At 41.6% G+C, this 13,915-nt stretch carries 11 protein-coding genes and 2 pseudogenes; 4 read left to right on the top strand and 9 right to left on the bottom strand.

Annotated features, from left to right (window positions below):
* Positions 1-348 precede the first annotated feature (348 nt).
* Complete coding sequence (locus DP116_RS20350; RefSeq protein WP_169156897.1) at positions 349-1,377, top strand: caspase family protein; 1,029 nt, start codon at positions 349-351, stop codon at positions 1,375-1,377.
* A 237-nt stretch (positions 1,378-1,614) separates the two neighbouring features.
* Entirely contained in the window at positions 1,615-3,633 is a 2,019-nt protein-coding gene (locus tag DP116_RS20345) for a hypothetical protein (RefSeq protein WP_169156896.1), read from the top strand.
* A 195-nt stretch (positions 3,634-3,828) separates the two neighbouring features.
* Here the strand turns inward: DP116_RS20345 and purQ are convergent, their stop codons facing one another.
* The gene (gene purQ / locus DP116_RS20340; protein ID WP_169156898.1) at positions 3,829-4,503 is read right to left on the bottom strand and encodes a phosphoribosylformylglycinamidine synthase subunit PurQ; all 675 of its coding nucleotides are present in this window, start codon (positions 4,501-4,503) and stop codon (positions 3,829-3,831) included.
* An 83-nt stretch (positions 4,504-4,586) separates the two neighbouring features.
* Positions 4,587-4,865: a phosphoribosylformylglycinamidine synthase subunit PurS gene (gene purS, locus DP116_RS20335; protein ID WP_169156895.1), complete on the bottom strand. Its 279-nt coding sequence runs from the start codon at positions 4,863-4,865 to the stop codon at positions 4,587-4,589.
* 164 nt (positions 4,866-5,029) lie between these two features.
* Here purS and DP116_RS20330 point away from each other — a divergent pair, with 164 nt between their 5' ends.
* A complete protein-coding gene (locus tag DP116_RS20330) occupies positions 5,030-5,425 on the top strand; it encodes a Fur family transcriptional regulator (protein ID WP_169156894.1) in 396 nt (131 codons plus the stop codon).
* A 124-nt stretch (positions 5,426-5,549) separates the two neighbouring features.
* On the opposite strand, the gene DP116_RS20325 is transcribed toward DP116_RS20330, so the two are convergent.
* From DP116_RS20325 to DP116_RS20305, 4 genes are all read right to left on the bottom strand, one after another.
* A complete protein-coding gene (locus DP116_RS20325; RefSeq protein WP_169156893.1) occupies positions 5,550-6,557 on the bottom strand; it encodes an SPFH domain-containing protein in 1,008 nt (335 codons plus the stop codon).
* Positions 6,558-6,703: 146 nt separating this feature from the next.
* Positions 6,704-7,138, bottom strand: coding sequence for an NfeD family protein (locus DP116_RS20320; protein WP_169156892.1), 435 nt, complete (start codon positions 7,136-7,138; stop codon positions 6,704-6,706).
* 228 nt (positions 7,139-7,366) lie between these two features.
* Complete coding sequence (gene mltA, locus DP116_RS20315) at positions 7,367-8,620, bottom strand: murein transglycosylase A (RefSeq protein ID WP_169156891.1); 1,254 nt, start codon at positions 8,618-8,620, stop codon at positions 7,367-7,369.
* Positions 8,621-8,808: 188 nt separating this feature from the next.
* Positions 8,809-8,982, bottom strand: a complete 174-nt coding sequence (locus DP116_RS20305; protein ID WP_169156889.1) for a hypothetical protein — start codon at positions 8,980-8,982, stop codon at positions 8,809-8,811.
* A 200-nt stretch (positions 8,983-9,182) separates the two neighbouring features.
* Between DP116_RS20305 and DP116_RS20300 the strand changes: the two genes are divergently transcribed.
* On the top strand, positions 9,183-11,060 hold the full coding sequence (locus tag DP116_RS20300; RefSeq protein ID WP_169156888.1) for a protein phosphatase 2C domain-containing protein: 1,878 nt from the start codon (positions 9,183-9,185) through the stop codon (positions 11,058-11,060).
* Positions 11,061-11,224: 164 nt separating this feature from the next.
* Here the strand turns inward: DP116_RS20300 and DP116_RS20295 are convergent.
* From DP116_RS20295 to DP116_RS20285, 3 genes and pseudogenes are all read right to left on the bottom strand, one after another.
* A pseudogene (locus DP116_RS20295) lies at positions 11,225-11,800 on the bottom strand (transposase); the annotation flags it as partial.
* Positions 11,801-12,001: 201 nt separating this feature from the next.
* Positions 12,002-12,647, bottom strand: a pseudogene (locus tag DP116_RS20290) (IS701 family transposase); the annotation flags it as partial.
* 193 nt (positions 12,648-12,840) lie between these two features.
* Positions 12,841-13,851: a beta-propeller domain-containing protein gene (locus DP116_RS20285; RefSeq protein WP_169156887.1), complete on the bottom strand. Its 1,011-nt coding sequence runs from the start codon at positions 13,849-13,851 to the stop codon at positions 12,841-12,843.
* Between the last annotated feature and the right edge of the window lie 64 nt (positions 13,852-13,915).

Below are 13,915 nucleotides of genomic sequence, written 5' to 3'. Positions count from 1 at the left end.
GGTCAAAAACTATATTGCTCAACAAAGAACTTGACGGTAGCCTAAAGGCTACGTCAAATAATACTTAAATTACTTTCTAGTTTAATTATCGCGTTCGGAAGGGCAGAATCGCTCCTTTGCAGCACTTGAAGTTACCAATTTTCGACGTAAATTGAAGAGTGGGAATTTGGTAGGGATAAGGCATCCATCATCGGGTAAGACTAGCCAGCGTTGACGAGTTGATTGGGACGATTGATTACGCTATGGATCGGATTTGTCCCGTTTCAATAGGAAGCTGGTGATTAAAATAACCAATGGGATAACACCCAACAGTAATCAACAATACGAATTGTTTTGATGGAGAACTTTATGTCCCAAATCTTTACTCACGGCTACGCTTTACTTGTTGGAGTAGGGGAATGCGCTTATGCGAACTGGTCACTTCCCGTTACTGTTAAGGACGCTCAAGCACTTAAGTCTGTTCTTACTGACCCCAATTTTTGCGCCTATCCTAATGATGAACACCACATACGCCTGTTGCATGATAAAAGTGCAACCCGCAGTAAAATTTTAGATGATCTGGAATGGCTAAAAGTACAAGCTGCTAACGATTCAGAAGCTACAGTTGTAGTTTATTATTCCGGTCACGGCTGGCTTGACCAAACTACAGGTGAATATTACTTAATCCAACACGATGTAGAACCTTTTGACATTCCCAACTCAGCCCTTTGTGCAAAAGACTTTACTAACGCACTGCGGCAAATCAAAGCACAACGACTGCTGGTAGTGATTGACTGCTGCCATGCAGAAGGAATAGCTACTGCGAAAAATGGAAACCCAGCTATTAAGCTGCCTCCCGGTTTAACACAAACTGCTCCTCCTAAGAACCTGGTTGATAACCTCAAGCAAGGAGAAGGAAGGGCTGTTTTCACTTCATCCCGTGGGCAGCAGTTATCCTGGATACGCTCTGATGACGCAATGAGCATCTATACTTACCATTTGATTGAAGCCCTACAAGGTGCTAATAATCAGCCTGGTGACACCGTTGTTCTTATTTCCAATTTAATGAATCATCTGGGAAAATCAGTACCGGAAAGTGCCCAGACAATGCACCAAGCGGAGCAAAAACCATTTTTTGATGCAGCAACAGAAGATTTTGCGATCGCTCTATTACTAGGTGGCAAAGGGTTATCTGTCGCTGATAAATCAACTACGCAAGAAGAAGCATTTGAGAACGCTCGTCAGGAAGTTAATGCAACAGGCGATCGCAGTGTAGCCGCTGGGCGAGATATTAGCAACAGCCCTATAACTTCTGGTAACGGCAATACCGTACAAATAGGAGATACCAACCTAAATATAGGTAAAGCAAGAGATATTAGTTTGGGTAAAAATCTTTAAATTACAGACTGCATTTGAGTCTAACTGATAGCGTAGCATGGCACGAAGTGCCATAGATTAAAATAACACTAGGGTGTATCTACATAATCTACTATTGCAATTATTTTAAATATAGGGAGTGAAACTCAAGATTTAGATTCTGTAAGATACTATATTTTGGTTTTACTAAATAGGCATAGTGATTGGAAAATCTGCAAACATACTCTCAACATATCAAAATATCAGCAAGGTTGAACAATGTCATACTCTTCTGAAGAAATAGAAGCTATTGTTAAAAGAATCTTAGATAAAACTCACACCGAAAGTGACCTTAATACTCTACGTCATATAATGTTAATAAACGGTGATAAAAATACATTACAAATAGGTAAGACGAACATTGATATTCGCAAAGCACGAGACATTACAATCCAAGTAGCTGATTGTATTTACCAAGGAGATACAGCCGTAGCTATTCAACAAGCTGTACATGAGTCCGTTTTAAAAGGTTTGTCTGAAGGTTTGAAAGGATTATCTGCTAGTGATTTTCCAGGAGAATATTCTCTAAAAGAATCAATAATCTATAGACATATAACAGGAGTGAACGAATATTCTACTCTGTCTTTTTTAGAAGAAATTATGCCGAATAAGTTAACAACTATCTTAGGAATTAATCATACACCTATTATTTATACAGATAATCCGGTCTTTAAAAGTTTAGAAAATTTTGCTGTTGGGACAGGAAATGAGTTTTTAATTTCATATAAATATCATCCGAAAACAAATTTTTACATCTCGGCTGCTCTTAATAATAACGGTTACACAAAAACTATTTCACATGGTGCAGGTGGGTTGTCTGAAAATAACACAACAGAGAACTTTACTCAAAATAATAAAGACTTTGAAAATGATACATTAGATTATAAGCTCGACGAGTTAGGATTTAACTTTCCTCATATTTCTGCATCGTTTCAAACTTCTGTTGAAGATGCGGAATGGACATCTATATATGAGTCTGAAGGCACAAATATTGGCAGAATATTGCAGTATCCAAAATTAGCAGCAGTCAAAACATGTAAACTAGGAGTACCATTTTATCTAAAAGTAGATGAAACTTGGATAAAGCGAATTCTTAAAGCAAATCCAGAAACAAGAGGGTTTATTTTATTTTTATATCAATATATAAAAAGCTTAAAACATTCGTTTTTTGGTGAATGTTATGGTAGGATAGTTGAGTATATACCTCCTACTCCTTATTTAAGATTTTTGGATATCAAGAATATTCAAAATAGAGCTATTAAGATACAAGCGTTAAATTTGAATGTTGTTGAGAATGGTGAAGATAAGTTAACTGAAGTTTCTTCTCAAGAAAGACGACATCTCTTTTCGTCTAGTACTCAAGTTACTCAGCCTATTAATATCATACTTCCTCCACAGCATCATTTACTGATACCGACTGAGTTTGGCTTTGATACAAAAAATCATCAGAAACCCTTCAGTTATGTTTCAGAAAACAATCCCATAGGATCAGTTTCATTTTTCAAAGATACATTGTACGTTTCTAAAAATCCTGATGAAGATGATAGCCTTTTCAAAAATTTTACAGACGTTTTAGGGAGAAAACAAATAGACTGGGATACTTTGTACGGCACAACACCGGAATTAATGAATACACTAATTACTGATACCATAAATTTGTCTCCGGATTTCCTTGCTAAAACTAAACCTTTAAAAGATTTCTTAAATTCTCATCCTAAAAGATTTGCTGTTGGTTCACTGATGGAAGTTGTCTCTCTACAAATTGATGGGAAAGAGATAAAAATTGATTCTCCAGATGATACACCTAAATTTTCAATGTCAATTCATTTCAATGTAGGCAGCTGTCCTTATTTGATGGTTTACAATACCAAAAAAGGTTATTGGAAAGAATTAGGTACGGTTCTATACGGCAGAAAACACAAGTCACTTCAAAGTGACGAAATTTATAAGCTTGGTGAAGATATATCAAAAATTAGGATAGAAGAACGGGAATCTGAAATAACTTATATTCAATCATTGTCTATTATTTACACAGACTCTCAAACAGATACCAAGCGAGAAATTATGTTATCGCTAAGTGGTTTAGCAAGTCAAGAAGAAGGATATTTTGTATTGCATGAAGGACAGTCCATTGAAATTGACCTGGAAACATTAATTTCTGCAGATGCTTTGGATATTAAGCTTAAGATAAATGGTTACTATGAAATTCTTCCAGACAGCAATATTTCAAGGGATTAGACATTCATCAGGCGTGTAAGATTTCTTAGTTTTTTCTTCCCTTACATCTTGGATCTAGTAAAATTAGTGTTCAAAATAATTACATGTTTTTTCACTCCGTTATCGTCCGCCTAGGACTGTAAGTCCCAGGCTAATAGGCGAAGTCCATTAAAATGCACTAAACAAGGACACAGCAATTCTGTGTCCCCACCCTTTCTACACCAACGCCCCCACTTTCTCCAACAATCCCTGGAACAACCTTAACCCATCGCTACCACCCAGCATTGAGTCAGATGCCCTCTCTGGATGTGGCATCATTCCCAACACATTCCCTTGACGGTTGCAAATCCCGGCTATGTTGTTCACTGAGCCGTTGGGATTATCTCCCTGGTAGCGAAACAGGACTTGACCGTTATTTTCAATCTCTGATAATGTGGAATCATCTGCGTAGAATCGCCCCTCTCCGTGAGCAATTGGCAAAGTAATGATTTCACCATTTTGATAACCTTGCGTCCAAGCAAAGTCTGTACGCTCGACTTTCACAGGAACGCGATCGCATATAAAATGCAAATCCCGATTCTTCACCAACGCCCCTGGTAACAAGCCTGCCTCAGTTAAGACTTGGAAACCATTACAAATACCGAGGACAAATTTCCCCTTTTGAGCATGTTCGACGACTTGCTGCATGACAGGTGAAAAGCGGGCGATCGCACCGCAGCGTAAATAATCCCCGTAGCTAAAGCCACCTGGTATAATCATGATATCTACGTCAGAAATATCAGTTTCTTGATGCCAAACCATGCGAGTTGGTTGCTTCAACAAGTCTCTTGTTACGTAAGCAACGTCGCGATCGCAATTAGAACCCGGAAAAACAACAACCCCAAATTTCATGTTATTAGTCATTAGTCATTGGTCATTTGTCATTAGTCATTCGAGCTTATAAAACAAACGACTAATGACTCTGAAAAAGCAAATTAATAAACTCCCGTCTGTGACTCAACCTCTATCAAATCAAAGCGATAATTTTCGATCACTGGATTTGCAAGCATTTGGTCACACATCCGATCCAAGTTCTGACGGGCTGTATCTTCATCTTGAGAGGTGAAAGTCACTTCAATGTACTTGCCAATCCGCACCTGCTCAACATCATCGTATCCCATTTGCTTCAGCCCAGATTGCACTGCGACTCCAGCAGGGTCCAGAACTGAAGGACGGAGAGTGACAAAAATTTTGGCTAAATACTTCCTTTGCACTGGCTTTCGCTGAATACTGCTAAGCTCATACTATATCTTTCTGTCCCAATTAGGCGACAATAGGAGGACAAGTTATGAGAATTAAGCTAAAAGTTAAGCAGGAGAATACTTTAAAATAAACTTTTTCAAATACAATTGGCGTTTTATTACTATACTAATTGTCTATGAGAGCCGTACGCACCCGCAGTCAAGAGCGTATTCTAAACTTGCTCAAAAGCATTAAACAAGGCATTTCCGCCCAGGATATTTATGTCGAGTTACGTAACCGTAACCAAAGCATGGGTCTGGCAACAGTTTACCGCTCATTAGAATCCTTAAAACTTGAAGGTCTGGTGCAAGTGCGGACATTAGGTAACGGTGAAGCCCTCTACAACTTAGCCCAGCAAGACAAGCACCACCTGACTTGTCTACAGTGCGGTGCTTCCATCCCGATTAATCAATGTCCCGTCCATGACCTAGAGGGTCAGCTCCAGTCTACACACAAGTTTAAGATTTTTTACCACACTCTAGAATTTTTCGGTTTGTGTACTCAATGCCAATTAGCTCAAACTGCTGATTAGTCATTAGTTATTAGTCATTAGTTATTAGTCATTAGTCATTAGTCAAGAGTCATTAGTCAAGAGTCAAGAGTCAAGAGTCAAGAGTGATGATTTCTCTTGTCCTCTTGTTCTCACTCGCCTCATTCTAACTAGAGCGATGATTATTCCCTGGAGACACTTCCCCTGTATACGGGATATTTGAGTCAGGCTGACCATCTGAGACAATCGAGCGTATACCCTCTAAGGTAGCAGGTATCGTGCGCGGGTCCATAAACATAACCTTGCTACTATCGCTTTTGCCGATTGTCGCGCCCATATCCAGGTAACCCAAGGCAAATAGAACTTCTAAAGCTTGATGAGCAAGAGGGTTATTTTTCATTTTTTGGGCAATGATATCTGCAGATTCGGCGATCGCCTGCGCCTTAAGAACCTGCTGCTGGCGTTCGGCTTGTGCTTTCAGAACGATTGCTTTTTGTTCAGCTTCTGCTCGCAAAATGACAGATTTTTGACGGGCTTCGGCGTCCAGAACTTGGGCGTCAGCTTCACCTCTGGCGTTATTGACGGCTGATTCGCGCTCGCCTTCAGAAGTTAAAATTGCTGCCCGTTTGCGGCGTTCCGCTGACATTTGCAATTCCATCGACTCCCTAACAGCTTGTGACGGGATGATATCCCGCAGTTCCACCCGCGTCACTTTCACGCCCCAAGGATCAGTTGCAACATCCAAGTCATGCAATAAAGTTTCATTAATTTGAGAACGGGCGGTAAAGGTTTCATCCAATTCCAATTTGCCCATTTCGGCACGAATTTGAGTCAGCACCAAATTAACCATCGCCGCCTGGAGATTTTCCACTTTGTAGTAGGCTTTCTCCATATCCATAATCCGCCAGTAAACCACCGCATCAGCGGTAATTGACACGTTATCACGGGTAATACATTGTTGAGGGGGGATATCTAAAACTTTTTCTCGGATAGTTTCGCGGAAGACAACCCGATCAAAAAAGGGAACGAGAAAGTTAAGTCCTGGTTCTAACTTTTTGTTATAGCTTCCCAAACGTTCCACCAAAGCTTCATTACCCTGATTCACAACTTTCGCAGAACCTGCTAAGGCAGAACCGCCTAGAGCAAGAAAAATAAGTAAAAAAAACTGTTCCATAATAAATTGTCCAATTTTTTAACAGTTATCAGTTACCAGTTACCAGTTACCAGTTACCAAGTTAAGGGGGGTCAAGAAATCGCTTCCTCTGTTCCCTGTTCCCTGTTAAGAGTTCCCTGTTAAGAGTTCACTGATTTAAGAGAGAATTACGAGTCCAATAGATTTTCTGGCATTACAATCAGAGTCGTCCCTTCGCGTCTTGTGACGTAAACTCTTTGATTGGGTGGTATGATGAGCGTCTCATCGTCACAACGTGCCCGCCAAGAATTTCCCTCATACAGCACTCGTCCTGGTTTTCCGGCTGGAATCTCAGTTAAAGTTTCGGCTATAATTGCATGCTGAATTTTCGTTTTGCGTTTTGGCAAACTCATAAACCGACGGGAAAGTATGACTAGGACTGTGGAAAGGAACAGCCAAACCACAATTTGTAGCCATAACTTGCCCAAAATCGCTTGAGATAGAAACGCCACAATCAGGGCGCTAATTCCCGTCAGGAAAGCAGCAAAGGCTGTTGGCATAAACAGCTCTAACAAACAAAGACCTGAACCAGCCAAAAGCCAAATTAAAGTAGTACTTGGCATAATGCCATCCTAGACAATACATTTAAGCCATCAATGCACTTTTCTGATTAGATACACTCATGCATTGAGTCTTTCCAGAAAGCAAAGATTAATTTTTGAGAGTAAATTTTGATGACTATTACTCCCGAACCGCCCAAAGAATACCTATTTAAAAAACCGCTAAGGACGCTAAGGACGCTAAGGAAGAAAAAAGAAGATAGGTAATTTTCTAGCGGTTCGGGAGTAGCATTATTTCAGTAGTAAGTAGTAAAGTTCTCCATTGCCACCTGTTACACCAGCACGATCGCCCGCTAAGTAGCCAGTCCCCATAAAATAATCAACCCGTCCTGGACCTTTGATGGCGCTTCCCGTATCTTGGTCAAGTACAAAACGGCTCACCTTACGATACTCCAACCCTCCTCCTTTTTTGGGATAGGGAAATGAAGAGTAAATCAGCGCTAGCGCCCCCGGAGGCATAAGAGACTTATCTGTGGCAATAGACCTCTCTGGGGTGACTGGCACACCTATACTTCCAGTAGCAGGCGTACCGTTGGTTTCCCTAAAAAAGACAAAGCGTTCCCAGCGTGGCAGGTATTCATTTAAATCCTGAGGATTTTCGCGAAAATGCCTAATTATACCTGGCATTGTTGCTTTTTCTCGGGACAGTTTACCATCTTTAATGAGTGCCCGCCCTATACTAGTCCAAGGATAATCCGTTGCACCTGCAAAACCAACAGAGGTTTTTGTACCATCGGTAAGCTTGAGTTGGGCAGACCCCTGAATATGTATCATATACGCCTCAAAGCGATCGCGAAACCAAAATAACTCCAAACCGCGCAACGGGCTTTGATCTTTTAGCAAGCCATCTTGTCCTTCCAAATCAATCCGTTTGGGGTGCGGTTTAGCCCACCCATCGAAATCCAGTGGGCGTCCATATAGGGGATATTTATAAACTGCTGTGGGGGTGCGACTGGCAGTATAAAGCGGCTCGTAGTAAGCAGTAAATTTAACAGTCCCCTTACCGTCATTACCAACCGACTTGTAAAAGACAAATTCCCGATTGACAGCAGCTTGTAATTGTGATATAGACTTAGAATTAACAACCAGTTGACGAAAACGTATTAAGCTACGACGGACGCGATCAAGTGTAATTTCTTTAATGGGGTAATTTTGATACACTGTATTTGCTTTGTTGGTTTGCAAATAACCTAAGCTGTTATCAATTGATGCCAATAGCGCTTGTTTATCGCCCTTTTTACCCTTGCCACCCCAAATTTGTTCATCCCAACCCAAGCATTGGTATGTCACTTGACACGTTTTTCTGTCTGTGACTTGCAGTGGTATTGGCAATTCCTCAACTTGATCTGGTTGTTGTGGTGGTAGTTGCTGAGGGTTGTTTGGAACAGGTACAGATGGTACGTTAGGAACTTGAGCAACTGAATAGGTGGGGTTAACCAGAGCAATTCCTAGACTAAAAGAAAGCAAAGCAAAAATTTTTCTCATAATTTACTTAATTAGCTAAACGGTGTAATGTATCGCTGGTTTGATCGCCCATACCTATGGTTGGGAAGTGTCAATGCCATGACAGAGATAACGATCTGCAGCAAAGCAGCAGCGCTAGCTCCAGCAGGGAGCCGCTACGCGTTCGCCCTTGGCGTGCGCTTGCGCTTACGCTATCGCTCGAACTGAGATTAGAGCCATTCTTGAGATAGTCCTACCCAACGACGACAACCTCGCACCATGAGTTCATCAAACGATTCAATCGACCAGATTTTAGCAGTGCCATCTTGTCTGAGCCAAACTTTAGCATTCAAAGTATCTCCTGCACAGACACTCCGCGTAAGCGCAAAGCGTGCCGTAGGCATACGGTGTGCAAGCGTTGTGTTTAAAGTTAGTGCGCTTCACTCCATTACGGTGGCTGCGGATATGAAATCATCAGAGTTTGATATAACTTAAACATTTGGGATGTTCCCAAATTAACCCATCGATTTCTCGAAAAATTCCGACTTGCATGATTTCAACTCAGCGGATAATTTATTGCATAAATCAAAGCTGTACTTAAGCCATGAATTCTATAGAAGATAGTGTTTCTACAAGTTCTCAAACTCCCCTAGTTCACCGTTACCTTTGGGCAACTGGTTCATTAGCCGCCAAAATCCAACCTGGAGGGAAAGTTGGACATCGCTATGACGTCACTAGCTCGAACATTTGGCTAGATACTCAACCAGAACTATTGCCAGACATCCCTGAAGAATTTTCTAAAGAAATTGTGTCTTATCTGCGATTATATCAACACAGATTACATATTCCTCAGGTATATGGGTTGGCTTATGATAATATTCTCCTGTTGGAAAATGTGCCAATAGATGAAACCGGAAATCTCTACCCAGCAATAACAGACGCATGGGAGGAAGCAAAAGCAGTACGACAAGTTTACTGGCTTTACCAAATTATCCAACTGTGGACACCACTATCACAGTTGGGAGTCGCTGGCAGTTTGCTCATTCCAGATAATTTGCGCGTGCAAGGTTGGTGCGTGCGACTGTTGGAACTTGTAGAAACGCCTCATGACGTGTCTTTACAGCAGTTGGGAGAATGTTGGCAACCTTGGGTCGCTGCTGCAAAAACACCAGTAGCACAAGAGTTGAACAACATAGTCCAGCAGATGTGTAGTGAAGAAGCAAATTTAGACTCTATTGCTGCTCAACTCAATATTTTACTTCTATCATCTGCAGCAGATTTGCCATTAACCCTAGAAGTGGCAGGAGCAACAGATCCTGGTTTACAACAAACGCAAAATGAAGACGCCTGCTACCCTAGTGACACTGCTGATCCAGATGATTTATTATTACCACGGGTGTCCATTGTTTGTGATGGTATTGGTGGACATCAAGGTGGTGAGGTTGCAAGTCTGCTAGCAGTGCAATCTCTAAAATTGCAACTTCGCGCCTTACTCACAGAGGTGAAAGAACAAGCAGACATCTTACCGCCGGACTTGATTCAAAAACAAATAGAGGCAAGTTTGCGAATTGTCAATAATGTCATTAGCAACTGCAATAACGAGCAAAAACGCGAAGGTACCGAACGCATGGGTACAACCCTTGTGATGGCAGTGCAATTACCGCAAATTATCAAAAGTCTCTCGGGTAAGGAGTCACAAAATACACATGAACTTTACTTGGCTCACGTGGGTGATAGCCGTGCCTACTGGATAACACGCGACTACTGTCAGCTTTTAACAGTAGATGATGATGTCGCAGGGCGGGAAGTCCGTTCTGCTCGTACTCTGTATCGAAAAGCACTGCAACGCCCCGAGGCAACTTCCTTGAGTCAAGGATTAGGCACAAAAGATGGTGAATTTCTGCGTCCTGTGATTCAGCAATTTATTTTAGAAGAAGATGGTATATTGCTATTGTGTTCTGATGGTTTGAGCGACAATGACTGGGTAGAACACTCTTGGCGGAATTACGCTGTACCTGTCCTGCAAGGTGAACTTTCCTTGGAAGATGCTGTCCCTCAATGGATTTCATTGGCAAACGAGAAAAATGCTCATGATAATATCTCAGTCGTTCTGACCCATTGTCGTGTTTCCCCAGATCCTATAGTGTCATTGCTTCGCGCTCTGCGACCTGTAGAAGTCATAGTACCAGAACAACAAGAACAAGAACAAGAACAACAATCTGAGTTGGCAGCAAGTTCTCAAGCGCTTTTGGATTTGCTTGTTTCGGAACCACCGGTAACAGACGAAACCCAAACTCCTGCGAAACCTCAAGCGAAGAAAAAGTGGTGGTTGTTGGTTGGAGGGTTGTTGATTTTGCTTGTGAGTGGTACAAGTTTAGGATTATTTGCCTGGTGGCGACTCAAACTCAATCCGCAAACATTTCAGCAGACATGTGGGCGACTTCCTCAAGATTTGCAGCGATTGTGTCCGCCGCAGAGGTAAAGACTCGGGCTTTGAGTGTCAGGGGAGATTGTAAGATCTTATTCCACGTCCGCCTGCGAATTAATTCGCAGGCTCATAGGTGAAGTCGTCTAAAGACGACTGAATAATAATAGAAATAAATAATGGTGAATCATCAGTCCGTTTTAATGGGACTTAAACAAAAATTAAGCCCAAATGTAGCCTAAACTAGCTTTAGAAGCGGCAAACACGTCACGATTATGAGTCAACCAATCAAAAAATCGAAAAGATATAGCTGTTCTAAAGGCATCTATTGCTTCAGTAAAAGTGTTCAAAGGTTTGGAAGCCCACCTTCGTCTCAGACCCCCAGTCATCTGATGCCAAAGGATAAAAGTATAGGCGCAAAAAACCAAGATAAAATGTCGAAGTAGGCTTCTTTTATCTCGAACTTGATATTCTTTTAACCCCAACCACCCCTTGGCTTCTCTATAAAAAACTTCCACCCAATTTCTTTGAGAATAGGTCTGAACTATCCATTCTGGTGTGACAATTGATGTAGAGACATTAGTGATAAAATAGTCAAGATCAGTGGCTTCAGAGAAAGTCGCTGCATTCATAACGATAGCAATATTTCGCTTTCCTTTCAGTTGTGATATCTCTATTTCTCTAGTTGCCACCCATACTATTTTAGGTTGATCTAAATTGAGTTGAATTTCGGTAAAATCTTCTTTGGGTAAGCTTTGTGCTAATTCGTCTATCCTAATTGTTTGTTGAATATTTTCTGATACATTAACCAAGAACTCAGGAGTCAGGAGTCAGGAGTCAGAAGGAAGAAAAAATAGAACGAAGAACAGACGAATCTCCTGTACGAATGACTCCGAGTCGAGGGGTCTAAATCCCCATCCGTCTACACGGTGTCTATAATCGGTTGGGGTCTAAATCCCCATCCGATTAATTCTGAATTCTGAATTCTGACTTCTGACTTCTTTTTTTAATAGTTATTTTTCGATTTTTGGCGATTCCTCCCAAGTACTTTAATTGTCTCTTCTCTAATGCTAATAAGAAGGATGTATTGTTGCCGTATCCAGCATCTATAAGTACGATTCCTGGTTGATATTTTCTCTCTATAGTTCTATCGATTAATTTGATTGCTAGTTCAGTTTTTTTCTCAAACTCTGGATCTTGTTTACCTTCTGGCAAAGAATCCCCGTGCTGATATAACTCTATATCTAATGGCAAGCTTTTTCGTCCATCATATAAATGTGTTGTTACCACTACTATGCCATTGTCTGTTTTGCCGATTTCTCCAATGTACTGCCTTCCCACTCCATCAGTAAAATTACCACTTTTTCTGTGACCAGAATCATCAATTATTAAGCTAAATCTTCGACTGATCCTGGTTTGACTACACTTGTTCATAATCTCTAATCGAAGTTCATTGATCTTGGAATCAGACCAACGTCCTTCGGTTATAAAGTGGTGCAATTGATGGTATTCAACTCCTATAGCGTTAGAAGCCATCTGGGACAGGTTTTTTCTTTCGCTTTCTCCCAATAATCCCCCTAAATAGTGCCTAAACCCTCTTTTTTGGGCTTTATGAGTAAACGCTTCATCAAACCGTTGACGCATTGTCCCCTAAAAAATGAGCCAGCCTTATAACTACGAGTACCCAACTACGCCGACAGATCAACAAACAAAGGCTGGCTCATTTTTTTCGTGTTAGACCCCCGTGACACCATTTTTCCAAACACGGAGGCATGGCTGCGGGGGTTGTCTCTTTCATTGGGTGTTACTTTGACGTGAAAGCTATGCTGGTAAAGCATTATACTGTATTTTCCCCTTTGATTTTGTTTAAGTCCCGATAGGAACTATGAGCAGTAAAAGTATGCACGTCTTCGCCAATTTGCCAATTCCACACTTTGAGAGTTTTGTCAGCAGAACCAGAAATGATGCACTTGCCATCCGGGGTAACAACGAGTGCATCTACCTGGTGACTATGACCTTTGAGAGTACGAACAACTTCCCCAGTTTGCCAATCCCAGACTTTGAGAGTACCGTTCCAGGAACCAGAAATAATATAGTTGCCATCTGGAGTGACGACAACTGCTGTTACCATAGAACCATGACCCTTTAGGGTGCGCACCTCTTCCCCGGTTCGCCAATTCCAGATTTTAAGAGTCTCGTCACTGGAACCAGAAATGACGTATTTGCCATCCGGCGTGAGAGCGATCGCCCGTACCTCCTCATCATGACCCCTGAGAGTACGCACCTCTTCTCCAGTTTGCCAATTCCAGACTTTGAGAGTGCTATCCAAGGAACCAGAAATGACGTACTTGCCATCAGGGGTGAGAGCGATCGCCCTTACCTCATTATTATGACCGCTAAGAGTTCGCAGTAATGCACCACCTGGGCGAGTGAAGCAAGGTGTGAGGGGACGCAACCAAGGTGTCGCTTTCCACTGCTTTGCTTGTTCTAGCATTGCTTGAATTTCTGGCACTGCAACGGACTGCAAACGTCCCCATAATTGTGTTGCTAATTCCGTTTTGTCTTGATTTAAAACGTGTGCTGACAAACGCAACGCACCTTGCACCAGTTGTACATTCTCATCCTGGGGCAAAAAATCATAATCAGCTAGCAAGGCATTGATATTGGTTTTTTCCAACTTCGCTTCTAACCAGCGAAAATCAAGCAGCAACCGTTGTAATTTCCTTACTCTTCCCGCCTCATGCAAGTGATAAGCTAAATTTTGGAAGAAATATCCATCGTTCACCCCCGTATGCCAACCATCAAGGCATTTTTGAGCATAAGCGTTTAACAAACGGTTGTGTAGCACAGACAAATTCCGTTATATAATACCTACCCAAAGCTGTCCATTACTGGAAATATCTACCTTGGGC

The organism is Brasilonema bromeliae SPC951 (genome assembly GCF_012912135.1).
GTDB lineage: Bacteria > Cyanobacteriota > Cyanobacteriia > Cyanobacteriales > Nostocaceae > Brasilonema > Brasilonema bromeliae.
The sequence above is the reverse complement of the archived record's forward strand: the minus strand, read 5'-3'. Positions and strand labels throughout refer to the sequence as shown.

Excerpts from the sequence above, each read along its gene's own strand:
- DP116_RS20350 (WP_169156897.1), top strand. The coding sequence starts at position 349 with ATGTCCCAAATCTTTACTCACGGCTACGCTTTACTTGTTGGAGTAGGG.
- DP116_RS20345 (WP_169156896.1), top strand. The coding sequence starts at position 1,615 with ATGTCATACTCTTCTGAAGAAATAGAAGCTATTGTTAAAAGAATCTTA.
- purQ (WP_169156898.1), bottom strand. The coding sequence starts at position 4,503 with ATGAAATTTGGGGTTGTTGTTTTTCCGGGTTCTAATTGCGATCGCGAC.
- DP116_RS20330 (WP_169156894.1), top strand. The coding sequence starts at position 5,030 with ATGAGAGCCGTACGCACCCGCAGTCAAGAGCGTATTCTAAACTTGCTC.
- DP116_RS20325 (WP_169156893.1), bottom strand. The coding sequence starts at position 6,557 with ATGGAACAGTTTTTTTTACTTATTTTTCTTGCTCTAGGCGGTTCTGCC.
- DP116_RS20320 (WP_169156892.1), bottom strand. The coding sequence starts at position 7,138 with ATGCCAAGTACTACTTTAATTTGGCTTTTGGCTGGTTCAGGTCTTTGT.
- mltA (WP_169156891.1), bottom strand. The coding sequence starts at position 8,620 with ATGAGAAAAATTTTTGCTTTGCTTTCTTTTAGTCTAGGAATTGCTCTG.
- DP116_RS20305 (WP_169156889.1), bottom strand. The coding sequence starts at position 8,982 with ATGCCTACGGCACGCTTTGCGCTTACGCGGAGTGTCTGTGCAGGAGAT.
- DP116_RS20300 (WP_169156888.1), top strand. The coding sequence starts at position 9,183 with ATGAATTCTATAGAAGATAGTGTTTCTACAAGTTCTCAAACTCCCCTA.